This is a genomic window from Mycolicibacterium sp. SMGY-1XX (genome assembly GCF_059132455.1).
Genome location: NZ_CP101139.1, coordinates 6360866 through 6384995 on the forward strand (window position 1 = coordinate 6360866; position 24130 = coordinate 6384995).

Consider the following 24130-nt stretch of genomic DNA (forward strand, 5'->3'; position numbering starts at 1 on the left):
CTGATGGTGTAAACCAGCAGATCAGCGGTTTAATTCCACTGGCAGAAATTGATCGCCGGGTGGCAGGAACTTGCGTCTTCGCGCGGCACTGGCCATAGCCCACAGCCGTCTCCGGTGACGCACACGCGGTGCAAATCAGCTAAGTGACAGGAAACGAGTGGTGCTCGTGTGCCACCTGCCAGCGGCCGTCCTGCTTACGTAGCCCCAGTGAGAGCCGCAACCGCAGCGCCGGCTTGGCGGTGAGCTCGACCGGCGTCCCGCACCGCAGTAACGCGTGGGCGTAGGCAACGGTGTCACCGGCCGTCACATCCAGCTCGAGCAGGTCGAAGAACGCCCCGCTGGTCACGTATTCGAAGAACGGCGGCCAGCATTGGCGGTATGCCTCGATGCCGCGGATACCGTTGTGGGGCGGTGGCACATCGAACATCACGATGTCGTCGGTGTGGTCGGCGACCACCGCGTCGAGGTCGCGGGTTCGGATGGCGGCGACCCAGCGGTACACGAGGTCACGGATCTCGCTCTGGTTGTCGGTCATACCGGTTGAGACCGGCGCGGTTATGCCAAGTCATCGCGGCGGCGACGGTCGATCACGAAGGCGGGGCGACAGGCGTTACGGTAATATCATTCTTTGTAAACCAGAAGCGTCCTCTCGGCCCGAGTTCGGAGATCCCATGAGCAGCAGTAAAGCCGCCATCATCGCGGCAGCCCGCACCGCGATCGGAACCGCCCGCAAGGGCACGCTGGCCAACACCCCCGCGGTCGAACTGGCCAAACCGATCGTGGCCGCTGCCGTCGAGAGGTCGGGCCTGGACCCCAGTGACTTCGACGATCTGGTCCTGGCCGAGAGCCTGCAAGGTGGGGGCGACAGCGCCCGCTACATCGCCGTGGATCTCGGTTTCGACAACATCCCGGGCCTGGCCGTCAACCGCCAGTGCGCATCCAGCCTGGCCGCCATCGCGGTGGGCGCCGGACAGATCGCGTCGGGAATGAGCCGCGCAATCCTGGCCGGCGGCATGGAGTCGCTGTCGACCATGCCGCAGTTCACCAAGCGCAAGCCGTTCACCACCGGCAAAGAAGCAGGCGACTGGGAGCGCTGGGCGCCGATGTCCAATCCGATCGACAGCCCCGACGCTCCCCCGTTCGACATGTCCATCACCGTCGCGCACAACTGCGCAGTCGAATACGGCATCACCCGCGAAGACCAGGACGCCTGGGCGTTGCGCAGCCATCAGCGGGCGGTCAAAGCCGTCGACGCCGGATCGTTCGTCGACGAGATCGTGCCGATCCACGTGGCCCAACAGGATGGGTCGACGATGGTGTTCGCCGAGGATGAACATCCGCGCCGCGAGACGTCATTGGACGTGCTCTCCGGCTTGAAGGTGCTGCACCCGGAGATCGACGGCTTCACCGTGACGGCCGGTAACTCCTCGGGCACCAACGACGCCGCCGCGGTGCTGGCCCTGGCCGGCCCCGACACCCAGCAGAACGTGTTGGCCAACATCCTGTCGTGGGCCCAGGTCGGTGTTCCGCCGAAGCGCACCGGCAGCGGCCCCATCTACGCCATTCCGAAAGCACTGGAACTGGCCGGGCGCACCATCTCCGATGTGGCCCTGTTCGAGATCAACGAGGCCTTCGCGGCGCAGGCCGTCGCCTGCACCCGCGAGCTCGGTCTCGACGAGGAGATCGTGAACGTCTACGGATCCGGTATCAGCCTCGGACATCCGATCGCCGCGACCGGCGCCCGGATGGTCACCTCCGCCATTCACGAATTACGCCGTCGCGGAGGCGGATTGGGCGTTCTGTCGATGTGCGCCGGCGGCGGCATGGGTGCCGCCATGGTGATCGAGGTCAGTTAGCGCCCAAGCAGTGGCCGGCGGGTCACGGTGGCAGCCTCGCTGGTCAGCAAGAAGGGCAAGGCGAAGACCACCATCGCCAACCTGCGCCGTCATGTGCAGGAACACCTCGACCTGGGCTACACCGAGGACCTCGCCGAACGCGAGCGGGTGTACCGGCGCATGGTGGCAGAAGGTGAACAGCTCAGGGGTCTGGAGCCCCGATACCATGCGCTGGTCCAGGACGAGCCGGGGCTGCTGGACAAGATCGCCGAAGCCCGGCGCAGGCACGAGCAGGTGGAGGCCGCGCGCGACTGAAGGCGGGACGGACGTCAGTCGCTGGCCGGCAGCGGCTTGGCCTCTTTCAGCGCCAAGGGAGTGTCCCCGACCGACAAGCTGCCTTGACCTGCCTTCGTCACCAGGACCTCAGCGCCTGCGTCGTCGACATAACGCTTCCCCATGACCGTGCCCTCGGCAAACGAAGGGTCGATCGCGGCGCCGCTCTTGTCAGCGTCGAGGGTGACCATCGGTGCCCCGCCACAGCGCAGGTCGCCGAGGCTGTCGGCCGACTTCACCACGATCACCTGGGTGTCGTCGACCTGACTTTGCAGGCGGGTGCCGTTCTTCACCGTCATCTGGTCCTCACTTCTGTGCGGTTGCGTCTTCCAGGCTTGCGACGATCTCGCGACGCAGGATCTTGCCGGTGGCGTTGGTGGGCAACTCGTCGCGGAACACTACGCGGTCCGGGGTCCGTGACCCGCGCAAACTCTGGCGCACGTAGTCGCGCAATTCCTCGGGATCCGGCTGCACGCCGTCGACCGGAACCACCACGGCGACGATGGCCTGCCCCCACTGGGGATCCTCGGCGCCCACCACCGCGACCTCGTGCACGTCCGGGTGTTCGATCAGCACATCTTCCAACTCAGCCGGGGCGATGTTCTCACCGCCGCGGATGATGGTGTCGTCGGAACGGCCGCCGATGAACAGATAGCCCTCGTCGTCGAGCATGGCCACATCTTTGGTGGCGAACCACCCGTCGGCGTCCAGCACCGAACCGATTCCGGTGTACTTGCCCGACACCTGCTCGCCGCGGACGAACAGCTCGCCCGTCTGCCCCGGGCCCACCACATTTCCCGCGTCGTCGCGGATCTGGACCTCGATACCGGGCACCGGCCGGCCCACCGAGCCGAGCCGTCCCGCACGGTGATCCTCCGGCGTCAGCACCGCGATGGTGGAACTGGTCTCGGTGAGTCCGTAGGCGTTGACGAAACCGACCTGCGGTAACAGTTCGAGGGCCTTACGCACCAGAGGCAGGCCCACCTTTGAGCCGCCATAGGCCAGGTTGCGCAGCGAATGCAGTTGATGCTCACCGGTTTCCAGGACCTTCACGATCCGGTCCAGCATGGTGGGCACCACCGTCGCCGTGGTGACGGCCTCGTCACCGACCAGCCTGACCCACTCGGCGGCGTCGAAGTTGGTCAGGTACACCATCTTTCGGCCGGCGTACAGATTCGACAGCGCGGCGCCCACCCCTGCGATGTGATACGGCGGCACACAGATCAGCGCCGCGTCGGCTGCGTCGGCGGAGGCGAACTCCACGGTGCCGGTGACGTAGCTGGTGAGGTTGTTGTGGGACAGTTCGACGGCCTTGGGCTGCGAAGTGGTACCGGAGGTGAACAGCACCACCCCCACCTCGTCGGGGTCCGGGAACTCGGCAGCCGGCTCGTGTCCACGCGCAGCGGACACGAAGTCCGCCGAGTCGACGACGGTCTTGCCGGCCGAGCCGACCATCTCGGCGTAGCGCGCATCGGCGATCACCAAGGGCGCGGGCAGACGGTTGATCAGCGCCTGGATCCCCTCGGCCGACAGTCGGTAGTTGATGGGGGTGAACGCCCGGCCCGCGCGCGCCGAGGCGAACAGCAGCAGCGGCAACATGGCCCCACCGGCGCCGACGTAGGCGACGTGACCGGCGCCGGACGCGGCGATGACCCCGGCGGCCCCGTCGGCCAGATCGGACAGTTCCTGGGTGGTCAAGCGGGTGTCACCGTCGACCACGGCGATGCGGTCCGGGTCGCTCGAGGCGGCCATCTCGAGCAGCAGCGAAATGCTCATTATCGGAACTCGCTATCGACGCTTGCGGATCGGTAGAACATGATTCTCCGATTAAACCACAGCAGCAGGCTCCCACTTGGCGACCACAAAATCCCCGTTGCACGCCGACTCCACCAACCGCCACTCCGACCGCAGCGGCAGCACCCGCGAACCCGCCCCCAACGTGCACGGGGCATAGCTGACGATCACCTGGTCCACCAGGCCGTCGGCGACGAACTGGGCAGCGATGTCACCACCGCCCATCACCCACACGTCCTTCCCGGCGGCGGCCTCGACCAGCCTGGGGTGCAGCTGCGCCACACTGCCCGCAAACGCCTGGACCGGGTGCCCGTCAGCGATGATCTCCGGGCGATGGGTCAGCACCCACGAGGGTTGCTCGTACATCCACTCACCGGGCTCGTTCTTGCGCAGCCACTCATAGGTGGCCGACCCCATGACCAGCGACCCGATGGACGCCATGAACTCGTCGATCCCGAACGGACCGTTCTGGTCGATGTTCCTGGTGAGCAGCCAGTCCAGGCTGCCTTCGCTGTCGACGATGTAGCCGTCGAGACTGGATGCTGTGTAGTAGATGGTGCTCATCGGGGTCCTCTCATCCATTCCAGGGGATCACCGCGGTGGGTCTCGACGCCGAGCTGCGCGAGCATGGCCCGGGCGAGGTGCCGCCGGTGTGCGGAGTAGGTCAGTACGTGGGCGACGATGCCGAACAGCTGGAACGACTCCGGCGGATCACACAGTGCGTCGATCACGGTGTCGCCCATGCGCCCGTCGGCCGCCAGCCGGGTGATGGTCGCCGACCAGTGCGCACCGATGTCATCGTGGTGAGCGGCCAGCTCACGAGGGCCCGCCAGCGCGGGGTCGGTTTTCTGCCGTGACGGAAAGTCCCGCCCCTCGATGCTGGCCAGCCACACTTCCTTGGACCACACCAGCGCACCGAGCACCGCCCCGACACTCGGCTCGGGGCCGTCCCATTCCAGCACGGTCTGACCCGGTGAAACCTCCTGCAGCCATTGCTCTTTCGACAGGGCTGCGGCCCGACCGATCAGATACCCGGTGTCAGCGATGTCGTGAGACATCATCAGCCCGCTCACGTCCGGTACTGCGTCTGCGCTGGACTCCAGCCACAACGACTGCGGCGGGTGGAAGTGCAAGCCGTTGGGCGCCGGCAACCGGAACTCGGCCCCCACCCGCGACGGTGGCGTGCCGAAACCCCGCCGGAACGCCCGGGAGAACACCTCGGTCGAGGACCAGCCTTCATCCTCGGCCACCGCGGCCACCCCTTCGCCGCGCTGCAGGCGCCACGCCGCCCGTTCGAGCATGATGCGCCGCCGCAGTGCCGCCGGGGACTCCCCCGTCAACCTGCGCACCTCGCGGGAGAAGTGGAACTCCGAGACGAAGGTGCTGCGTGCCATGCCCTCGACGCTGGTGTTGGCGCCCTCGACGATGGCGTCGAGGAGTTCACGGAGCCGGTCCCTGCCCCGGGGCACCTGTTCTGCTGTCACGCCTACGAGTATCGTCACCGCACCGCGTCGTGGACATGACGTTTCCTGCTGTCTCGGCGTTGGCTAGTCTCCACGGATGGACGACGTGGGCGCCGATATCGAGACACCGGACACGATTCTGCGGCGCTTCTCCATCAGCGATGTCAAAGCCGATGTCGAACACGGCATTTCGGTGATGTCCATGCCGGTGGCGGATCTGGTCAACCCGTTCACCGGAGCGCCCACCATCGGCCCGCTGGCGATCCTGCTCGACGCGGCGGGCGGCAACAGCAACCACTTCAGGCGCACCCCGGCCGAGTGGACCGTCACCAGCGAGCTGGCCGTGGAGATCAGCCCCGACGGCACCGACGTACTGCTGGCCGGGCACGCCGAACCGGTGGTGGCCAGCAGCGCGCCGCTGGGCCCCAAGGGTGCCACCGCGCTGTCGGTGTGCACGTTCACCGTCGGCGAGGTCGTCATCGGCGGCGGCACCGTCCGCTCGTTCTACCTGCCGTCGGGACAGGAAGTGACCGGCACCGCCGAATACAACGTCCCCGAGCCGCGCCGGCCGCTGACCGACCTGATGTCGGTGGAGGTCATCGGCGACGCGGTGCTGGCGCAGCGGGTGGATCCGATCCTGAACAACTCGCTGGGCATCATCAACGGCGGGGTAGCGTCCGCCGGGCTGGAACTGGTGGCGTCAGCGGCCATTGCCGCCGGCCAGCCGATGCGGACTGCCTCACTTCGGGTCAATTTCCTGCGGCCATTCTTCGCGGGCGAGGCGTCGCGTTATGTTGGCACCCCGATGCGAGTGGGGCGCCGCACTGCCGTCGGGGACGCCGAAGCCATCGGCGACGACGGGAAGGTCGCCCTGACCGCGCGGATCACCGCCTACCAGTGATGGGGGTTCGATGACGGACACCGAAGAACTCGGCGAACTGCGCACGCGGGTGCGCGAGTTCCTTACCGCCGACCGTGCCGAGTTCGGCTGGCAACCCGAGGTGGACGCGTGGCTGTGCGGCGCCGACCCGGCCTTCAGCGCCCGCCTCGGCGCCGCCGGCTTCCTGGGGTTGACCATTCCCCCGGAGTACGGCGGCCACGGCCTGGGACATCTGCACCGCTACGTCGTCACCGAGGAGTTGTTGCTCTCCGGTGCGCCGGTGGCAGCGCACTGGTTCGCCGACCGGCAGGTTGCACCCGGCCTGCTGACCTACGGCACCGAGGAGCAACGCCGGAGCATCCTGCCGCGCATCGCCGCCGGTGAGTTCTATTCCGGCATCGGGATGAGCGAACCGCAGGCCGGCTCCGACCTGGCGGCGGCCACCACCAAGGCGACGCGCGCCGACGGCGGCTGGGTGCTCAACGGGCGCAAGGTGTGGACCAGCAGTGCGCACCTGGCCCATCAGATCGTGGTGCTGGCCCGCACCAGTCCGGCCGATCCCGAACACCGGCATGCCGGATTCAGCCAGTTCCTGGTGCCCACCGGGACAGACGGCCTGACCATCGATCCGATCGTGACCTCCGATGGCGAACACCACTTCAACGAGATCGTGTTCACCGATGCCTTTGTTGCTGATGACGCGCTGTTGGGCGAGGTGGGCGACGGCTGGCATCAGGTGACCGCCGAGCTGTCCTTCGAACGCAGTGGGCCCGAACGGATCCTGTCGACGGCGCCGCTGCTGCTGCCGTTGCTGCGCGCGCTGGCCGGCCGGGCCGACATCGACGACGGCACCGCCGCCTCGATCGGTCACCTGATCGCGCGGCTGGTGTCACTGCGACAGCTCTCGGTGTCGGTGGCACACGCCCTGGCCGCCGGTGAACCCGCCGCGAACCAGGCCGCCCTGGTCAAGGATCTGGGCACCCGGTTCGAGCAGGAGTCGGTGGAGCTCGCGACCGATCTGTTCGACTTCGTGCACCACAGCGACGACAGGTACGCCGATCTGGTTGCGCTACTTCGTGCTTCCCGGCTGCACGCACCCATGTTCACGTTGCGGGGTGGCACCAACGAGGTACTGCGCGGGGTGGTCGCGCGGGGAATGGGGTTGCGGTGAGTGCACTCTCTGGCGGCGTTTTCGCCACGGCCGTCGACGACGATCTCGCCGACCTGCGCACCCTGGTCGACGAAATCGGCGGCCGCGCAGCCCCACACCGGTTGCCCGAGCCGTTCGACGAGACCACTTGGGCGCACCTGGAGGAGACCGGGCTGAGCCGGCTCACCACCGGTGAGGACGCGGGACCGGCCGAGGCCGCCGTCCTGCTGCGCGGGCTGGCCCGGCACGCAGTGGCGGCCCCGGTCGCCGAAACCGACCTGTTGGCCGCATGGTTGGCGTCGTCGGCCGGCCTGGAGGTACCCGACTCAGGGGCGTTGACAGTAGCGGTCGCCGACGCCGATCACGACGGTGACCGGCTGGTCGGCACCGCCTACGACGTGCCGTGGACGCGCGCGGCGCAGCGGGTGGTGCTGGTGCTGTCGGTGGGCGGACGGTGGCAGGCGGTCGTGGTCGAACCCGGGGATCTCGATGTCACCGACGGGCACAATCTGGGCGGCGAACCGAGGGACCGGGCGGCATTCGACGTCCCGGCGGCGTCAGCGGTGGAACTCGACCCAGTGGTGGTCACCGAGCTCACCCGCCGGGGCGCCTGGGCGCGCTGCGTGCAGATCATCGGTGCGCTGGACGCCGCGGCGGAACTGTCGGTGGCCTACACCCGCGACCGCGTCCAGTTCGGCAGGACGTTGAGCAAATTCCAGTCGGTGCAGCACGCCCTGGCCGGAATGGCCGGCGAGGTGGAACGGGCCCGCGCCTCCGTCGAGCTCGCGGTCACCGCCGCGACCGAAAACGGATTCGACCATGCCGCAACCGATTACGCCGTCACGTTGGCGAAGGTGGTGCTGGGCCGTACGGTCCCCGCGGTCAACACGGTGGCCCATCAGCTGCACGGCGCCATTGGGGTGACCATCGAGCATCAGCTGTGGACGGTCACCAACCGGGCCTACAGCTGGGTCGGCGAGTACGGCAGCACGCAGTCCTGTGCCCGCCGGTTGGGACGCGCCGCGTTGACCCCGACCGACAGCGACGCAGCACTGTGGGACGTGCTGACTGGAAGCGACCTGCGGGCCTGGACCTGAGTCAGGCGTCGAGGACCTCGGTGATGCGTTTGTGGACATCGCCGAGGCCGCCCACGTCGATGCCGAACCGGTTCATCAGCACGTCGAGCACACCGCTGGCGTTGGCGAGCTCACGTCGTTCACTGCGACCGTCGCGGTGATGCACCGCGAGGTGACGACCGTTGAGGTTCCAGCGGGCCTCGTCGGTGACCACCGAGGCCATCAGCGACGTGACGAACTTGGACTCGGGATGTGTTGAGACATACCAACTTCCGACCTGGAGATCGATCTGCGGCCTGGCTTCGTCGGCGAAGACGTACAGCGGCCGCCAGTCGTCCTTGATCTGGGTCTCCAGTACGTACTGCTGACCGGCCTGCCGCAACCGGTACGGCTCGTGGCGGGTCCGTTGCGTCTCATCGGTGACGAACCGGATGGGTGAGGTCATGGTCTGACCGCCGAAGCCGACGTCCACCAGATAGCGGCCGTCGTCGCCGGGAATGCGCACGGCCAGGAGTTGATGGGTCTGCGCGGGCGGCGGGCTCTGCAGACCGTCCGGGTTCATCCACACCACCCGTGCGCTGAGGGCGTCGGCCTCGAAACCGAGATCGGTCAGCATGTAGCGCAACAGCCCGTTCTGCTCGTAGCAGTAGCCGCCCCGCGCGTGGTGCACCATCTTGTCGAACAACGCCCCGGCGCTCAGGTCGAAGACCGGTGCGCCCATCAGCGGTGTGAGGTTCTCGAAGGCGATGGTGCGCAGGTGCGCGGCCACCAGAGATTCGAGCGTGTCGAGCGTGGGGGCCCCGGGTCCGTCGTATCCGAGGCGGCTGAAGTACGCCGTCGAACAGGGGTGGCTCATGCCCACCATGATGGTGGCTCAACCGAAGTTGAGGTCAAGCGATTTTCGCTCAGGTACCGGTCCACTGCGGCGCGCGCTTCTCGGCGAAGGCCACGGCACCCTCTTTGGCGTCCTTGGAGGCGAACACCGGTATGAGGATCTCGAACTGCTTGTTCCACTGCTCCTCGGCCGACCATCCGGCGGATTCGACGATGATCTTTTTGGTGGCGGCCACCGCGAGGGGCCCGTTGGCGGTGATCTTCGCGGCGAGAGCCAGCGCGGCGTCCAGCGCCTGACCCGGTTCGGCCAGGACGTTGACCAGTCCCAGCTCGTGAGCCCGCTCGGCGGGAAGGTTGTCGCCGGTCAACGCCAGCTCCATGGCCACGGCGTACGGAATGCGTTTGGGCAGCCGCAGCAGACCGCCGCCGCCGGCCACCAGCCCCCGCTTGACCTCCGGTATCCCGAAAGCCGAGTCCCGGGCCGCCACGATGAGATCGGTGGACAGCGCCACTTCGGTGCCCCCGGCCAGGGCGAACCCCTCGACCGCGGCGATGAGCGGCTTCGCCGGCGGACTCTGGGTGAAGCCGAGTCCACGGCCTTCGATGTCGACGCGTTCCCCTCGGGCGAACGCTTTGAGGTCCATCCCCGCGCAGAACGATCCGCCCGCGCCGGTCAGAACGCCCACCGACAGACCCGGATCACCGTCGAGGCGGTCCATCGCGTCGGCGAGCCCCTGGCTGACGGCCGCGTTGACGGCGTTGCGGGCCTGAGGGCGGTTGATGGTGATGAGCAGGATGCGATCGCGCTGCTCGACGAGTACTTCCTCTGTTGCTTCGCTCACGCCGCTGATGGTAAACGCCACGGTAAGCACAACGGGAGCGAGGGTGAGGGAGCGAGGGTGAGCTCACCTGTGGGTACCCTCGCCGCGTGACTGACGAGCTGATGAGCCTGATCGCCGCCGAGAAATTCGTATCACTGACGACGTTCAAGCGGGACGGCTCGACAGTGTCGGTGCCGATGTGGATCGCCGGTGACGGTGACCGTCTGGTGGTGTGGACGCCCGCCGACGCGTGGAAGGTCAAGCGGCTGCGCCGCGATCCGCGCATCGAGCTGACCCCGTGCGGCCGGACCGGCAAGGTGGAGCCCGGCGCTCCCGTGCTGCGCGGCACCGCCGAGGTGGTGTCCGACGAGCCCGCGGTGGCGCACGCCGCCCGTCGCATCAGGCACAAGTACGGGCTGCAGTTCCGGGTCATCACCTTCGTCGAGGCCCTGCTGTCGGGCGGCCGCAAGCCGCGGGTCGCGTTGCGGATCCGACCAGCCGTGTAACGGCTGCCCCCCAACCGCTACCATGGAAAAAACTAGAACACGTTCCAATACCGCAAGGGGTGTCACGTGAACACCGACGTCGCGAAGTGGGACCCCGGTTTCACCGAACGGGTGATCGGGCTGCTGCGGCCGCTGATCAAGGGGTACCACCGGGCCGAAGTGCGCGGTCTGGAGAACTTCCCGGCCGGCGGTGCTCTGGTGGTGGGCAACCACTCGGGCGGCCTCTTCGCCATGGACATGCCGGTGTTCGCCACGGGGTTCTACGACCACTTCGGATACGAGCGCCCGGTGTTCACCCTCAGCTTCGACCTGATTTTCACCGGCCCCACCGCGGACTTCTTCCGCCGCATCGGCTTCATCCGCGCCAACCACGAGAACGCCGAGGAGGCGTTGCGGTCCGGTGCGGTGGTGATGGTCTTCCCCGGCGGCGACTACGACGTCTACCGCCCGACGACGGCCCGCAACAAGATCGACTTCGACGGCCGCACCGGTTACGTGCGCGCCGCCCTCAACGCCGGGGTGCCCATCGTGCCCGCAGTGGGGATCGGTGGTCAGGAAAGCCAGATCTATCTGACCCGCGGAACCTGGCTCGCCAAGACGCTGCGGTTGGACAAACTGCTGCGCGCCAAGATCCTGCCGATCGGCATCGGCTTCCCGTTCGGCCTCAGCGCAGTGATCCCGGTCAACGCCCCGCTGCCCACCAAGATCGTTATGCAGGTGCTCGAACCCATCGACATCACCGCCGAGTTCGGCGAGGAACCCGATATCGACGAGGTGGACACCCACGTTCGCCTCGTCATGCAGCGTGCGCTCGACAAACTCGCCGAAGAACGCCGACTACCCGTGATTGGATAGCCCGTGGTCGATTTGCCGCCTCTGCTCGGACTGGTCGCCACCATGGTGCGCGCCGGTGTCATCGCGCCGTTGCGTCCGGACAAGTACCTGCGCATCATGGCGGCCGCCCGACGCGACGGCCTCTCGGTCACAAGCGGTTTCGCGATGTCGGCGCAGCGCAGCCCCGACCGCGCCGCCCTGATCGACGAACTCGGCACGCTCACCTTCCGGCAGATCGACCAACGGGGTGACGCGCTGGCCGCGGCGCTGCAGGCACTGCCAGGTGGGGAACGCTCCGCGAGTGTCACCGTGGCCATCATGTGCCGCAACCACCGCGGCTTCGTCGAATCGTTGATGGCGGCCAACCGGATCGGCGCCGATGTCCTGTTGCTGAACACCTCGTTCGCCGGGCCCGCGCTGGCCGAAGTGGTCACACGTGAAGGCGTCGACGTGGTGATCTACGACCAGGAGTTCGCCGATAGCGTCGACACCGCCCTGGCCGGCAACACCGACTGCGTACGCATCCTGGGCTGGACCGACACCCCCGCCGGCGACCAGCCCACCGTGGAAAGCCTGATCGCCGAGCACGCCGGCCGGCATCCCCAGAAGCCCTCGGGCAAAGGCAAACTCATCCTGCTGACGTCGGGAACCACCGGATCCCCCAAGGGCGCGGCGCGCACCGGCGGCGGGATGAACGAACTCAAGGCGATTCTGGAGCGGGTGCCCTGGCGCACCGGCAAGACCATCGTGGTGGCGGCGCCCATGTTCCACGCCTGGGGCTTTTCCCAATTGGTGTTCGCCGCATCGATGGCGTGCACGGTGGTGACGAGGCGCCGGTTCGATCCGGAGGCGACACTGCAGCTGATCGACGAACACCAGGCCTACGGATTGTGCGTCGTGCCAGTGATGTTCGACCGCATCATGGACCTGCCGCAGGACGTGTTGGATCGTTACAGCGGCAGGTCACTGCGGTTCGCAACGGCCTCGGGCTCGCGGATGCGCCCGGACGTCGTGGTGAAGTTCATGGACAAGTTCGGCGACATCATCTTCAACAACTACAACGCCACCGAAGCGGGCATGATCGCCACCGCCACTCCTGAGGACCTGCGGGCAGCGCCGGACACCGCCGGCCGGCCCGTTGCAGGCACCGAGATCAAGATCCTGGACGACACCTTCGCCGAAGTCCCCGCCGGTGAGGTGGGACAGATTTTCGTCAGGAACACCAGTCAGTTCGACGGGTACACCTCGGGCACCACCAAAGAGTTCCATGAGGACTTCATGGCATCCGGGGACCTGGGTCGCCTCGACGCCGACGGCCGGTTGTTCGTCGTCGGCCGCGACGACGAGATGATCGTCTCCGGGGGTGAGAACGTGTACCCCATCGAAGTGGAGAAAACCCTGATGAGCCACCCCGCGGTGACCGAAGCCAGCGTGATCGGCGTCGACGACGAGGCCTATGGGCAGCGCCTGGCCGCCTTCGTGGTGCTCTCCGGCGCTGCCACCACCGATGCCCTCAAACAGCATGTCCGCGACAACCTCGCCAATTACAAAGTGCCGCGGGAGATCACGGTGCTCGATGAGTTACCGCGTAACAACACCGGTAAGGTCCTGCGCCGCGAACTGCAGGAGCGGGCCCATCGTGGGTAGACGCAGATGGCCGCTGGTGCGGGCGGTTGTCGAGTTGGCGAACGCCGCCAACGGTGTGCGTCCGCTCGCACGCAAGGGCTACGTCACCATCCCGGTCTTCTTCCTGGGCTGGCCTACCAGCGAGATGGCGCCGCTGTACCTGACCGGGTCGGTGCTCGACGCGGTGCGTCGAGGGGTGCGGGGCGACTTCCGCGGTACTCAGGGCCGGGTGGCGTTGGGGGTGACGGCGTTGACCTGGGCGCTGCTGGTGTTCATCCAGCGGCGCAATGTCGGTTCGGAGCCGGTTTTCGATGCCGCGCTTCGGAATTCGCTGGGTGAGGATTACCGCTCCATCGCGCAGTCCTCCCAGCCGGCACTGGAGGCGCGCAGACACGGCGGGGTGTTCGCCACCGGCTGGTCGCGGCGGCGATACGTCGAGAAGAAGAGCACGGTGCGCTACGGCCCCCACGGCCGGGCCAATCTGGCCGACATCTGGCGCCGCTCCGACCTGCCCCGCGACGGCAGCGCTCCGGTGCTGCTGCAGGTGCCGGGCGGGGCGTGGGCCATCGGAATGCGCCGCCCCCAGGCGTATCCGCTGCTGAGCCACCTCGCCGATCGTGGTTGGGTGTGCGTCTCGATGGCCTACCGGGTGAGTCCGCGGCACACCTGGCCGGACCACATCGTCGACGTCAAGCGGGCGCTGGCCTGGGTCAAGGAGAACATCGCCGACTACGGCGGCGACCCGAATTTCGTCGCGATCAGCGGCGGTTCGGCCGGCGGGCACCTCACCGCACTGGCGGCGTTGACGCCCAATGACCCGCAATGGCAACCCGGTTTCGAAGACGCCGACACCTCCGTCGTCGCCGCGGTGCCCGTCTACGGTCGTTACGACTGGTACAGCACCGAAGGCGAAGGGCGCCCGCAGTTCATCAAGTTCCTGCAGAAGTTCGTCACCAAGACGTCGTTCGCCCGCCACCGGGATCTCTACCTCGACGCCTCACCCATCGAGCGGCTCCGCTCGGATGCCCCGCCGTTCTTCGTCCTGCACGGCACCGACGACTCGATCATCCCGGTGCCCGAAGGGCGCGAGTTCGTCGAGGAACTGCGCAAGGTGTCGGAGTCGATAGTGGCCTACTGCGAGGTGCCGCACGCCCAGCATGCGTTCGACTTCTTCGGCTCACCGCGTGGCCACTACACCGCCGAGGCCATCGAGCGGTTCCTGTCCTGGGTGCACGCCAAGCAGCGCTAAGCCTGCGCCATCGCTTTGTCGATCACCGACAGTTCCTCGGAAAGGCCTGCCGCCCGGCGGATTTCGACGAACTCGTCGAGCATTGCCTGCGTGATCTCGTGAGGATCGTCGACGGTGGCGCCGTCGGTGATGACCGAGATGTTGAATTCGTCGACGTAGCTCCACACCGTGATGTTGATCCCGCTGCCCGAGGTCAGCGGTCCGACGCTGTAGATCTCGGTGACCAGCGCCCCGCCCACCCGACCGTAGTCCCGCGGCCCCGGCACGTTGGAGATGTTGAGGTTGAAGACCTTGCTCAGCCCGTCGTGGTTGTCCAACCACTTGAACATGGATTCGGCGGCGATGGGCGGCATGTAGTTGGACCAGCGGCTGATCAGTTCCGGCCCGATCAGGTTGTTGCTCTCCTTGGCCATGACGGCGGCCTCGTGGGCCCGCTGCACCCGTTCGAGTGGGTCAGGGCTCTCCACCGGGATGGTCATCAGCACGCCGGTGAAGAAGTTGCCCGAGATCCGCTCCTTGGAGAAGTCGAAGCTCATCGGCACCGAGGCCAGCAACGGATGATCGGCCACTCCGTCGTAGCGCAGCAGCAGTTTTCGCAACGCACCGGCCGAGATGGCCAGCACCAGGTCGTTGATGGAGACGCCGAGATGCTTGCTGGTCTGCTTGACGTCGGCCAGCGCCAGTGAGGCGGTGGCGAACCGGCGCTCGCTGGTGAGGGGGTGGTTGATGAAACTGGGCGGCGGGGCGAAGGGTCTGGTGAGCTCCGGCGACAGCTTCCGGTTGCTGTTGCGCACCCGGCCAACCCCTTCGGCGGTGTACTTGACGGTGGCCGGCACCCGGCCGAGCTGACGCAGGTGGTCCCGAAATGCGCTGCGCGCCAATTGGGCTCGTGACGGCGGTGGATCGGGAACGTAGGCGGTGCTGTCCGAGTCGGGGCCCGGTTGCAGATCCATGCCCTGGGCCATCAGGTTGGCCGAGGCCACCCCGTCGGCCAACGCGTGGTGGATCTTGCCGACCACCGCGATGCGCCCGTCGGCCAGGCCGTCGATGAAATACATCTCCCACAGCGGGTGTTTGCGGTCGAGCGGCGTGCTGGCGATTTCGCCGATGGCCTCATCGAGTTCGCGGCGGCCGCCCGGCGCCGGCAGGGTCAGCGGCCGGACGTGGTATTCCAGATCGACTTCGCAGTTCTCCCGCCACATGGGCCGGTGGAACTTCCACGGAATGTCGATCAGCTGGTACCCGAACGGGGCGAGCTTGTAGAGCCGGCTGCCGATGACGTCGCGGAATTCCTCGACACCGAACTTCCGGCCGCCGAGGTCGCCGAGCTCGATGATGGCGATCTTGAGCGTGTGCATGTGCACGGTGGGTGTCTCGCCGTACAGCAGCATCGCGTCCCACCCGCTCAGTCGCTTCATAGCAGGGACGATACAAGCTTTGACGGGTGTCAGATGACCTCTTTGGCCGGGATGGTGGTGTGGGTTCGATGAATGTGGTTCAGAAACAGTCCGATTGCGGTTGCCATGGCGCCGGTGCGGGCCCCGTCGGTCATGTCGAACGCGTGGCCCGCGCCCGGGAGCTCCATGTAACTGACCACCGACCGCGACACCGCGCGCAGCCGTTCGACGAAACTGCGGGCCTGCGCGACGGGGATCACCGAGTCGCCACTGCCGTGGATCACCAGGAACGGCGGGGCATCGGCATGGGCCACGGCGATGGGCGAGGCGCGCCGGAACACCTCGGGGTGCCGGTCGATCCTGCGTTTGACCACCACACGTTCGAGGAAGTCGACGAATCTCACCCGTTCGACGGTGGAGCGGTCCTCCCAGCAGTACCTGCCGTAGATGCCCACCACCGCGTCGACCGAGGTGTCCGAGTCCTCCGGTAGGTGCGCCTGCAGCTCGGGGTCGCCCGGGGTGAGCCCCGCCAGCGCCGCCAGGTGGCCACCGGCCGAGCAGCCGGCGATGGCGACGAAGTTGCGGTCGCCTCCGAAGCGGTCGACGTTGGCGCGGGCCCAGGCTATGGCCGCTTTGACATCGCTGATGTGTTGGGGCCAGCGATGATTCGGTGATACGCGGTAGTCGATCGACAGGCAGACCCAGCCCAGGGCGGCCATGTGGTCCATCAGTGCGTAACCCTGCAGGATGCGGCTGCCGTGCACCCAGGCCCCGCCCGGGATGAACAGCAGCACCGGCGCAGGCTCGGTGGTCAGGTCTTTGCGTCGCCACACATCGAGCATCTGCGCAGGGCTGTCGCCGTATCGGACCGAGGAGCGGTGGATGTTCTTGCGGTGTTCCAACGCCTTCCACAGCGGCGGCGTACGTTCCGGCGCGGGCCAGGTGATGTCGAGATCGGCCGCGGGAACCACACCCCGCAGGGCCGCGTCGGAAACGGCGTGCGTCTGGTCTCGTTCGCGCTTCTTGATCTCTCCGATTCCGGGAGTGAACCAGGATTTCGCCGAGGCTTCGAGGAACTCCGGCGCGTGCCGGACACCCCAGATACTCATCGCGGTCATGCCGCCGAGCGGTTCGAAGTACCGGCCCACCACCGGCAGCGACGCCGCCCCGACGCTCATCGCCAGTAGATAGTCAGAGGGGCGCGCTTTGGCCAGCCAGCGGGCGCGGGTCCACATGGTCGGTCCGGGGTACCGGACCTTGGGTTCTGCCGTCTTCACGTGGGTTCCCCCCTGGTTGCCCCTCGGTAATGACAACCTCGGGAATCTGTCTACCACACTGTGACAGACACCGCACGGCCGCGATGCCTCTTGCGACATCCCGTGGTACAGAACGAAATTCGCCACACCGGTGTGTCTGGCATCACCCTTCCCAAACGTCACAGACGGGCCGAGACCGATCTTGATCCATATTGGACTCGGTCCAGAATCAGAAAGGTGTACATCAGTGCGTGGGTCAGGCATTGCTGACCACCGAGGTGCTCGAAACCGTCTGACCTCGTTCAGCCGGTCGCGGGCACGCAGTTGTTGGGCACATCCGCGGCCGGCTGAATTCATTTCGCCTTCCCCCGGCAAAATGAACTTGTAGTCTCGGGCCCGTGGCGCTCACCGACTTCCATCCTGAATTGCGCAGCGCGGCACGCCGGCTGCCTCGTGCACCCATCCGACCGGCCATCCTGCCCGCGGTGCGGCGCCTGGAACGGCTGCAGAAGTTGCGCCGACCTCATGGCATCGAAGTGCTGACCACGACGGACGGGATCGAGATCCGGCTGCATCGCCCGCCCGGTCAGACCGAGCCCGGCCCGGCACTGCTGTGGATCCACGGCGGCGGTTACGTGATCGGCACCGCGCAGCAGGACGACCGGATGTGCCGCAGACTCTCCCAGGAGCTCGGCATCACCGTCGCCGCCACCGAGTACCGGCTGGCGCCCGAGAACCCCTATCCCGCGGGCCTCGAAGACTGCTATTCCGCACTGCGGTGGCTGTCGCGGTTGCCTGCCGTGGATCCGCAGCGCATCGCGATCGGCGGCGCGAGTGCCGGCGGCGGCCTCGCCGCCGCGTTGGCTTTCCTGGCCCGCGACCGCGGCGAGATCTCGCCCGTCGCACAGCTTTTGGTCTATCCCATGCTCGATGACCGCAGCGCGCACCACACCCACCTCGACCACGTCGAGGTGCGGCTGTGGAACCGCCGCTCCAACGCTTTCGGTTGGGGCGCCTACCTGGGCAACGCCGACCCCGCGGTCGCGGTGCCCGCGCGCCGCACCGATCTCGCCGGTCTGCCTCCCGCGTGGATCGGCGTGGGCACACTCGACCTCTTCCATGACGAGGACGTCGCCTACGCCGAGCGGCTGCGCGCGGCCGGCGTGCCCTGTGATCTCGAAGTGGTCGAGGGCGCCTTCCACGGGTTCGACCAGATCGTCGCGAAATCGCTTGTTTCCCAACAGTTCTTCGCCAAGCAGGCGGCCAGCTTACGAGCGGCGTTCGCGAGCTGACGGCCTTTCGCGTTCGGGCCGCACAGACCAGTCGGCCGGGCGTACGGTGAGCTGACCTGTTCCTCCGTCTTCGGAGCGCGCGATGGCCACCTCATACAGCTACAAACTTCTCCGGATTGCACTGGTCGCCTTCGGTGCGGTGATGCTGCTGCTCTATCCCCTTGCGGTGGTCTGGCCATCCGGCTGGGCCTGGCATCACGGTGCGCCGTACGAGTCGCACTACTTCATGATGATCGTCGGCCTGTACGCGACGCTGGGGGTCTTCCTCTGCAACGCCGCGCGCCGGCCCGAGGCCAATGTCAGCTTGATCTGGTTCGCGGTGTGGTCGAGTGCCGTGCACGCTGTGATCATGGCCGTCCAGTCCTTCGGCGACAGCCATCACCGAGGTCACCTCTGGGGTGATGTCCCGGCGCTGCTCGTGGCGGCCGTGGTGCTGGCAGCGCTGGTCAAGACCGCAGGCCTGAACTCCGCACTCAGATTTCCCGTGGATGATCCAGCGCGAGGTGGGCGGCGTTGAGTGTGCGCCCTGCGGCGATGCGGTGGGCGCGCTCTTGGACCTTGGTGCGTTTTCGCTTCGACATCATCGTCTTCGTCGTCAACGACGCACAGGCTGGCGTCCTCCTCGGCGAGGAACACCGCGGCCCATTCGGCGATCGCGGCCAGACGTTGAACTTCGCCGGCGGCGACGAAGCGGCCCCAGCCCACGGCGGCGTCGACGAGGGCGCGAACATCGCCGCTGCCCGTCAACTCATCGATCACCGTCGGCAGACTCAAACCGGTTTGTGGACGAACCGGTCCTCACCGAGAAGTGCGCTCAACGACGACTGAAGCGATCACGAACTGGGGATGGGGTGCCTGCGGAACTTCTCCAGCTCTCCGCCCAGCACCACCGGCAGTTGCTCGGCGACCGCGTTCGCCGGCTGCCCCAGATCGATGCGGCTCGCCTCATCGAGCGCTCGATACCACTCATCACCCAGCTGGACATCGAGTGCAGCCAGATACGAATCGGTCTGCTCGGGGGTTCGCGGCCCGATGATCGGCACCAGCCCGGTGCTGGACCGACGCGACCGTTCCAGCAGCCACGCGACCGCAACCTGGGCGGCGGGCACACCGAGCGCCTCGCCGGCGGCGATCACGGCATCGACGGTCGCGGCTTTGCGGGCGTCGTCCTCGGTGTGAGTCAAACGTCCCCACTGCGTGAGGCGGCCGTCGTTCCCGGTGCGGTACTTGCCCGTCAGCAACCCGCCGCCCAAGGGCGACCACGCCGCCACGCCCACCCCCAAAGCTTCGGCCATCGGCAGGTTCTCGCGATCGGCTCCGCGCTCGGCGAGGCTGTATTCGACCTGGATTCCGGCGATCGGGGTGATCCCCCGTAGTTCAGCGAGGGTGACGGCCCGAGACGTCAGCCAGGCCGGGAAATTCGACAGACCGGCATAGAGCACCTTGCCGGAGCGAGCCAGATCGTCGAAGGCGCGCACCACTTCGTCGACCGGTGTCACGGTGTCGGGCCAGTGCACCCACAGCAGGTCGATGTAATCGGTTTGCAGACGGCGCAGGCTGTCCTCGACGGAACGCAACATGGCCCGCCGCCCGTTGCCGGTCTGCAGCACACCGGTCCCTTCGGCACCACCGAGGGCGAACTTGGTGGCGAGGGTGAATTGCTCACGGCGACCGGCCAACAACGTGCCGAGGTTCTCTTCGGATTCGCCGACCTGGTAGGTGGCGGCAGTGTCGATGAGCGTGCCGCCGGCGTCGGCGAACTTGTCGAGAATCTTCCGGTGGTCGGCGGCGTCGGCGCCGTAACCCCACCGGCTCCCGAACATTCCGGCACCGAGCGCCAGGGCCGAGACGCGCAGGCCGTTGTTACGGCCGAAGGTGAAATGTTCCATCTACCGGTCAAGCATGCGGTGTGTGGATTTGTTCCAGGGTCACGACGGCGAGGGGGTATCCAACGGCAGGATCACGACGAACCGGGTGTCCCCCGGTTTCGATTCCAGCCACAGGGTTCCGCGGTGCTTGTCGACGATCCTGGCAGCAAGATCGAGCCCGAGACCGGTGCCCTCACCGACCGGCTTGGTGGTGAAGAACGGGTCGAAGATCCGCTGACGCAGTTCCTCAGGCACCCCGGGGCCGGTGTCGCACACTTCGACACGGACAGTGTCGCCAAGCCGGCGGGTACGCAGCGTCAGGGTGCCGCCGGATTGGGCCCGCATCGCGGTCACCGCGTTGTCGATGAGATTGGTCCACACCTGGTTGAGCTCAGCGGGCCAGCACGGCAACGGCGGCACCGACAGGTCGAAATCGTGCTCCACCGCGATGTCGCCGGTCAGCAGGTGCGAGAGCATGGCCTGGGTGTTGGTCAGCAGGTGGTGCACATCGGCGATGTCGAACGGCGCGCGGTCCAGTTGGGAGTACTGCTTGGCCTGCGACACCAGTGAGGACACCCGCACCGTGGAATCGGTGATCTCGTCCATCAGCAGTTCGGTTTCGACGGTGTAGTGCAGCCATTCGACGACACTGCCCAGCGACGTGGCCGCGTCGGCTTCGGTGACGGTGGCTTCGACGGTGTTCAGCCAGTCGACGTCCAGCCCTGCTTCGGCGAAGCACGACGCCAGCTCCCAGGCCGGGGCGATGCCACGCTCGTCCAGCCAATCCCCGATCGTCTCTTCGGTGTCGGATTTCTGCAGCGGGCTCAGGTCGTGTGACTTCGCGACCCTCTCGGCCACGCGGTCCTGCAGTTCGACCAGGGTGTGCATGGCAGCCTGGCTGAAGCTGCCTCCGGTCAGCACGGCGAGTTTGTGCCGCATCCCGGCGACCCGGCTGCGCAGCGTCGAGGTGGCCCGCACCGCAGCCGACGCGGGGTTGTTGAGTTCGTGGGTCAGTCCGGCGGTCAGCTGCCCCAGCTGCAGCAGCCTGTCGTGCGGGCCGACGATCCGGTGCTGATTCGAGCGCCCCAACGTCGCCCCCACCAGGAAGTGGCAGGCCATGGGGAACTCTTCCCGCAGAAACCGGCCCAGGGAGCCGGCGTCGATGACGAACATCCGCGACGGCGCCACCGCCCGGGCCGACGTCTCGTAGGTCTGTTCCTCTTCCAGGAATGATGACCACGCGCCGAAGTAGACACCGCGCTGCGAGGTCCTGATGGTCTCGATATCGGTGCCGCCGGACCGCTTGGACAGGGCCACCTCGCCCTCGAACAGCACGTACAGGCATGTCGCGGGATCGCCCTCGGCGAACAACGGGCCCGGCTCGAAGTGTACGACTTTGCCGTTACCACAGAGGGTTTCGAGCTGCGCGTCCGTCAGCGACTCGAACAGGAACAGCGTCCGCAGCTCGTCGCGGTGGCAATTGTCGGCGGCATCGGGTTCGGCAGGCACCCAGCAAGTATGCGCCCGGACTACGGGTTTTCCAGGGTTGCGCGGGACGCGACCGAGCCCTCGACGACGGTGGCCGACACCAGCCGAGGGTGCAGCTCCGCGAGCACCACATCGACGGGGGCGGCAAGGACGCACAGGTCGCCGGGGGCACCCACCTCGACGCGGCGTGGGGCGGCCGGGGCGCCGGGTGAGCCGAGGAACCTCTCCAGTGCTGCGCGCGGTGAGATCCGTTCGGCAGGACCGACGACGGCGCCGCTGGGCGTGCGCCGGTGCACGGCGGCCCGCATCGCTGCCCACGGGTCCGCCGCACCGAACGGGACATCGGTGGACAGCGCCACCGGCACACCGGCGTCCACCAACGTCGCAAGGCGCCACAGCTGGTCGTGTTCGTCGGCGGGCACGTCGGCCAGGTATTCGTCACCGCGCTCGGCGACGAAGTTGGGCTGGGTGACGACGGTGACGCCGAGCTCCGCCAGATCGGGAACACAGTCGGCGGGCACCATGGCCGCGTGTTCGATCCGGTCACCCGGGCGGGGGCCGGCACCGCGGAGCGCGGCAATGGTCACCACCAGCTGAGCGACCGTCACGCAATGCACCGCGACGGCCCGATCAGAGTTGTGGCACAACCGGATCCAGTGCTCCAGCGCGGCGAGATCGAGAGCGCTGTCGTCGAGGATCCGTTTGGTGGGCCCCACCGTCACACCGTCCACCGCGCGTACGTCCGGCGGCGCCATACAGTGCAGGCGCGGAGCGAAGTCGCCGCGGCGGCGCGCTTCAGCCAAGCCGGCGATGTCCTCGGCGCTCTGATCGGGGGTGGCATCGGTGACCCCGGTGACGCCGTATCGCAGCAAGGTGTCACTGAGCGCGCGCAGCGACGGCGGCCGCTGCCCCACCGCGGGACTCACCTCGGTGCGCAGCAACCTGCCGTCGACGTGATCGGCCAGACCGGCGCGCTGCAGAGCCGCGGAGTTCAGTATCCACATGGCGCCGCTGCGGTGCTGAACCCGCAGCGGAACAACGGGATTCAACTCGTCGAGCACATGCCGTGTCAGGGTTCCGGCCACCGACTCGTGATACCCGACAGCGCGGATCCATCCGTCGTCGTCCGGCTTCGCCGCACGGACAGCGGCGGCGAACGCCCCGGCGTCGCGCACCTGCGGTGGGCCCACCACCACCGAACCCATGGCCGCGGCCGCCGACCGGACATGGACGTGGTGGTCATGCAGGCCCGGGAGCACCAGCCCGCCGCCGGCGTCGACCACGTCTTCGTCACCGGCCGGCGCCAGCACCTCCGCGATCTCGGTGATCACCTGCCCGAGGCGGATATCGACCACGTCGCCCGACAGCAGCGAAGCCCGTCGAATCAGCATGCGGCCAAGAACCTTTCGGCCACCAGCGCGTCCACCGCCGCATTGTCGGCGCCCAGCGCGGCCGCGGCGGGTACCGGCGGGGGCGATACCGGCGCCACATCGATCAACGGCCGCGCCGCATGGTTCGCGGCCACCGCCGCCATGGCCACCTCGATCAGCACACCACCACCGCGTCCGACCGCCTCGTCGACGGCGTGCGCGGCTGCCACACCGGTCAGGGGGTCGGCGATCGCGTCGCCGAGGAACCGCGGCTCACCGTCGTGCCAGTGCACCAGCGCGCCGGCCACCGCGGCGTCATCGCCGAAAGCCACCCGGTCGGCGTTGTCGCCGGCGGTGCCGTAGCCGGTGACACGCAGCCACACCCGGCCCGGGCGGGGCGCGACGTCGTGCGGACCCAGACCGCGCCTGGCAAGTGCCGACGGCCGCGAGCCCTCCAGAACGACGTCGGCCACGCTCAGGATCGCCCGCAACCGCTCGGTGTCCTCGAACGACACTGCGTAACAGAGCTTTCCGTGGTTCATCCAGTCGAAGAACTCCGGCGAGCCGGCGCGGGTGCCATCTGCGCGGTCCGGGCTCTCCACCTTGACCACGGTGGCGCCGGCGTCGGCCAGAAGGCGACCGCACAGCGGCCCGGCCCACATCGATGTCAGGTCCACCACCAGCAGTCCGGCGACGTCACGGGCCTGGGACGCTGTGCCGCAGCCGAGCACCCGCGGCTCCGCGGGCTCGGCCTCCCCCAGTGCGGCCATCGGCAACCCGAGCAGACAGCCGCGTTCCACCACCTCGTCCGTCGTCCGCGACAGCGCCCACGCCTCGACAGCCGGCCACGGATCGGGCACGTCGGCTTCCACCAGCGCGGGCACCGCGGCGACGTCATCGAGCCGGGACAAGGTCAGCGCGCACCAGCCGTCGGACGCGGGGAACAGCCGGGTGGCCCCGCCCGCCGACACCCGGCCCTGCGGAGCGATGCCCAGCAGCGCGGCCCGGCCGGTCAGCAGCTGCGTCGCGTCAGGCAGATCCGGGATGAGCATCCGTCA

25 protein-coding genes are annotated in these 24130 nt (G+C 67.7%); 12 read left to right on the forward strand and 13 right to left on the reverse strand.

What is annotated here, in order from left to right; genetic code table 11:
- Positions 1 to 139: 139 nt before the first annotated feature.
- Positions 140 to 535, reverse strand: coding sequence for a YybH family protein (locus NL241_RS30350; RefSeq protein WP_494395902.1), 396 nt, complete (start codon positions 533 to 535; stop codon positions 140 to 142).
- 136 nt (positions 536 to 671) lie between these two features.
- Between NL241_RS30350 and NL241_RS30355 the strand changes: the two genes are divergently transcribed.
- Complete coding sequence (locus NL241_RS30355) at positions 672 to 1856, forward strand: thiolase family protein (protein ID WP_494395903.1); 1185 nt, start codon at positions 672 to 674, stop codon at positions 1854 to 1856.
- A gap of 27 nt (positions 1857 to 1883) precedes the next feature.
- Positions 1884 to 2150 carry a hypothetical protein gene (locus tag NL241_RS30360; protein WP_494395904.1) on the forward strand — a complete coding sequence of 89 codons (267 nt, stop codon included), beginning with the start codon at positions 1884 to 1886 and terminating at the stop codon, positions 2148 to 2150.
- 14 nt (positions 2151 to 2164) lie between these two features.
- Here NL241_RS30360 and NL241_RS30365 read toward each other — a convergent pair whose 3' ends face one another.
- Genes NL241_RS30365 through NL241_RS30380 form a run of 4 tightly spaced genes read right to left on the reverse strand, consistent with a single transcriptional unit; the run spans position 2165 to position 5446 of the window.
- Positions 2165 to 2467 (reverse strand): hypothetical protein, encoded by a 303-nt coding sequence (locus NL241_RS30365; protein ID WP_487693073.1) that lies wholly within the window; start codon positions 2465 to 2467, stop codon positions 2165 to 2167.
- Between the two features lie 7 nt (positions 2468 to 2474).
- Entirely contained in the window at positions 2475 to 3944 is a 1470-nt protein-coding gene (locus tag NL241_RS30370) for a class I adenylate-forming enzyme family protein (protein ID WP_494395905.1), read from the reverse strand.
- 51 nt (positions 3945 to 3995) lie between these two features.
- On the reverse strand, positions 3996 to 4526 hold the full coding sequence (locus tag NL241_RS30375) for a dihydrofolate reductase family protein (RefSeq protein WP_487693075.1): 531 nt from the start codon (positions 4524 to 4526) through the stop codon (positions 3996 to 3998).
- A complete protein-coding gene (locus tag NL241_RS30380; protein WP_487693076.1) occupies positions 4523 to 5446 on the reverse strand; it encodes a helix-turn-helix domain-containing protein in 924 nt (307 codons plus the stop codon). The genes NL241_RS30375 and NL241_RS30380 overlap by 4 nt, the downstream gene beginning before the upstream one ends.
- A gap of 76 nt (positions 5447 to 5522) precedes the next feature.
- Between NL241_RS30380 and NL241_RS30385 the strand changes: the two genes are divergently transcribed.
- From NL241_RS30385 to NL241_RS30395, 3 genes are read left to right on the forward strand one after another with little or no spacing between them, the layout of a single operon-like run.
- Positions 5523 to 6326 (forward strand): PaaI family thioesterase, encoded by an 804-nt coding sequence (locus tag NL241_RS30385; protein WP_487693077.1) that lies wholly within the window; start codon positions 5523 to 5525, stop codon positions 6324 to 6326.
- A 10-nt stretch (positions 6327 to 6336) separates the two neighbouring features.
- A complete protein-coding gene (locus NL241_RS30390) occupies positions 6337 to 7476 on the forward strand; it encodes an acyl-CoA dehydrogenase family protein (protein WP_494395906.1) in 1140 nt (379 codons plus the stop codon).
- Positions 7473 to 8552: an acyl-CoA dehydrogenase family protein gene (locus NL241_RS30395; protein ID WP_487693079.1), complete on the forward strand. Its 1080-nt coding sequence runs from the start codon at positions 7473 to 7475 to the stop codon at positions 8550 to 8552. Before NL241_RS30390 ends, NL241_RS30395 begins: the two co-directional genes overlap by 4 nt.
- 1 nt (position 8553) lies before the next feature.
- Here NL241_RS30395 and NL241_RS30400 read toward each other — a convergent pair whose 3' ends face one another.
- A complete protein-coding gene (locus NL241_RS30400) occupies positions 8554 to 9387 on the reverse strand; it encodes an arylamine N-acetyltransferase family protein (protein ID WP_494395907.1) in 834 nt (277 codons plus the stop codon).
- Between the two features lie 49 nt (positions 9388 to 9436).
- Entirely contained in the window at positions 9437 to 10216 is a 780-nt protein-coding gene (locus tag NL241_RS30405; protein ID WP_494398416.1) for a crotonase/enoyl-CoA hydratase family protein, read from the reverse strand.
- Between the two features lie 77 nt (positions 10217 to 10293).
- Here NL241_RS30405 and NL241_RS30410 point away from each other — a divergent pair, with 77 nt between their 5' ends.
- The 4 genes from NL241_RS30410 (at position 10294) to NL241_RS30425 (ending at position 14401) form a co-directional block, all read left to right on the forward strand.
- Complete coding sequence (locus tag NL241_RS30410) at positions 10294 to 10692, forward strand: PPOX class F420-dependent oxidoreductase (protein WP_487693081.1); 399 nt, start codon at positions 10294 to 10296, stop codon at positions 10690 to 10692.
- 66 nt (positions 10693 to 10758) lie between these two features.
- Positions 10759 to 11547 carry a lysophospholipid acyltransferase family protein gene (locus NL241_RS30415; protein ID WP_487693082.1) on the forward strand — a complete coding sequence of 263 codons (789 nt, stop codon included), beginning with the start codon at positions 10759 to 10761 and terminating at the stop codon, positions 11545 to 11547.
- Positions 11548 to 11550: 3 nt separating this feature from the next.
- A complete protein-coding gene (gene fadD12, locus NL241_RS30420) occupies positions 11551 to 13173 on the forward strand; it encodes an acyl-CoA ligase FadD12 (protein WP_494395908.1) in 1623 nt (540 codons plus the stop codon).
- Positions 13166 to 14401: an alpha/beta hydrolase gene (locus tag NL241_RS30425; RefSeq protein WP_494395909.1), complete on the forward strand. Its 1236-nt coding sequence runs from the start codon at positions 13166 to 13168 to the stop codon at positions 14399 to 14401. The genes fadD12 and NL241_RS30425 overlap by 8 nt, the downstream gene beginning before the upstream one ends.
- Here the strand turns inward: NL241_RS30425 and NL241_RS30430 are convergent.
- Together NL241_RS30430 and NL241_RS30435 are read right to left on the reverse strand one after the other, a co-directional pair.
- Entirely contained in the window at positions 14398 to 15819 is a 1422-nt protein-coding gene (locus NL241_RS30430; RefSeq protein WP_494395910.1) for a WS/DGAT/MGAT family O-acyltransferase, read from the reverse strand. The two genes, NL241_RS30425 and NL241_RS30430, sit on opposite strands and share 4 nt — an antisense overlap.
- 29 nt (positions 15820 to 15848) lie before the next feature.
- Positions 15849 to 17033 (reverse strand): alpha/beta hydrolase fold domain-containing protein, encoded by a 1185-nt coding sequence (locus tag NL241_RS30435; protein WP_487693255.1) that lies wholly within the window; start codon positions 17031 to 17033, stop codon positions 15849 to 15851.
- 419 nt (positions 17034 to 17452) lie between these two features.
- Here NL241_RS30435 and NL241_RS30440 point away from each other — a divergent pair, with 419 nt between their 5' ends.
- The 3 genes from NL241_RS30440 to NL241_RS30450 all read left to right on the forward strand — a co-directional run bounded on the left by NL241_RS30440 (position 17453) and on the right by NL241_RS30450 (position 19174).
- A complete protein-coding gene (locus tag NL241_RS30440) occupies positions 17453 to 18346 on the forward strand; it encodes an alpha/beta hydrolase (RefSeq protein ID WP_487693086.1) in 894 nt (297 codons plus the stop codon).
- Between the two features lie 82 nt (positions 18347 to 18428).
- Positions 18429 to 18863, forward strand: coding sequence for a DUF6632 domain-containing protein (locus tag NL241_RS30445; RefSeq protein WP_487693087.1), 435 nt, complete (start codon positions 18429 to 18431; stop codon positions 18861 to 18863).
- Positions 18860 to 19174 (forward strand): hypothetical protein, encoded by a 315-nt coding sequence (locus NL241_RS30450; protein ID WP_494395911.1) that lies wholly within the window; start codon positions 18860 to 18862, stop codon positions 19172 to 19174. The genes NL241_RS30445 and NL241_RS30450 overlap by 4 nt, the downstream gene beginning before the upstream one ends.
- Before the next feature lie 5 nt (positions 19175 to 19179).
- On the opposite strand, the gene NL241_RS30455 is transcribed toward NL241_RS30450, so the two are convergent.
- From NL241_RS30455 to NL241_RS30470, 4 genes are read right to left on the reverse strand one after another with little or no spacing between them, the layout of a single operon-like run.
- The gene (locus tag NL241_RS30455) at positions 19180 to 20235 is read right to left on the reverse strand and encodes an aldo/keto reductase (protein ID WP_487693089.1); all 1056 of its coding nucleotides are present in this window, start codon (positions 20233 to 20235) and stop codon (positions 19180 to 19182) included.
- A 39-nt stretch (positions 20236 to 20274) separates the two neighbouring features.
- Positions 20275 to 21723, reverse strand: a complete 1449-nt coding sequence (locus NL241_RS30460; protein WP_494395912.1) for an ATP-binding protein — start codon at positions 21721 to 21723, stop codon at positions 20275 to 20277.
- Positions 21724 to 21743: 20 nt separating this feature from the next.
- Positions 21744 to 23093, reverse strand: coding sequence for an amidohydrolase family protein (locus tag NL241_RS30465; RefSeq protein ID WP_494395913.1), 1350 nt, complete (start codon positions 23091 to 23093; stop codon positions 21744 to 21746).
- A complete protein-coding gene (locus NL241_RS30470; protein ID WP_494395914.1) occupies positions 23087 to 24124 on the reverse strand; it encodes a CoA transferase in 1038 nt (345 codons plus the stop codon). Before NL241_RS30470 ends, NL241_RS30465 begins: the two co-directional genes overlap by 7 nt.
- Positions 24125 to 24130: the final 6 nt, after the last annotated feature.

Bases quoted from the DNA above. Each gene is read 5' to 3' on its own strand.
- NL241_RS30470 (WP_494395914.1), bottom strand. From the start codon at position 24,124: ATGCTCATCCCGGATCTGCCTGACGCGACGCAGCTGCTGACCGGCCGG.
- NL241_RS30385 (WP_487693077.1), top strand. From the start codon at position 5,523: ATGGACGACGTGGGCGCCGATATCGAGACACCGGACACGATTCTGCGG.
- NL241_RS30370 (WP_494395905.1), bottom strand. From the start codon at position 3,944: ATGAGCATTTCGCTGCTGCTCGAGATGGCCGCCTCGAGCGACCCGGAC.
- NL241_RS30455 (WP_487693089.1), bottom strand. From the start codon at position 20,235: ATGGAACATTTCACCTTCGGCCGTAACAACGGCCTGCGCGTCTCGGCC.
- NL241_RS30390 (WP_494395906.1), top strand. From the start codon at position 6,337: ATGACGGACACCGAAGAACTCGGCGAACTGCGCACGCGGGTGCGCGAG.
- NL241_RS30465 (WP_494395913.1), bottom strand. From the start codon at position 23,093: ATGCTGATTCGACGGGCTTCGCTGCTGTCGGGCGACGTGGTCGATATC.
- NL241_RS30435 (WP_487693255.1), bottom strand. From the start codon at position 17,033: ATGTGGACCCGCGCCCGCTGGCTGGCCAAAGCGCGCCCCTCTGACTAT.
- NL241_RS30430 (WP_494395910.1), bottom strand. From the start codon at position 15,819: ATGAAGCGACTGAGCGGGTGGGACGCGATGCTGCTGTACGGCGAGACA.
- NL241_RS30445 (WP_487693087.1), top strand. From the start codon at position 18,429: ATGGCCACCTCATACAGCTACAAACTTCTCCGGATTGCACTGGTCGCC.
- NL241_RS30350 (WP_494395902.1), bottom strand. From the start codon at position 535: ATGACCGACAACCAGAGCGAGATCCGTGACCTCGTGTACCGCTGGGTC.
- NL241_RS30365 (WP_487693073.1), bottom strand. From the start codon at position 2,467: ATGACGGTGAAGAACGGCACCCGCCTGCAAAGTCAGGTCGACGACACC.
- NL241_RS30375 (WP_487693075.1), bottom strand. From the start codon at position 4,526: ATGAGCACCATCTACTACACAGCATCCAGTCTCGACGGCTACATCGTC.
- NL241_RS30400 (WP_494395907.1), bottom strand. From the start codon at position 9,387: ATGAGCCACCCCTGTTCGACGGCGTACTTCAGCCGCCTCGGATACGAC.
- NL241_RS30355 (WP_494395903.1), top strand. From the start codon at position 672: ATGAGCAGCAGTAAAGCCGCCATCATCGCGGCAGCCCGCACCGCGATC.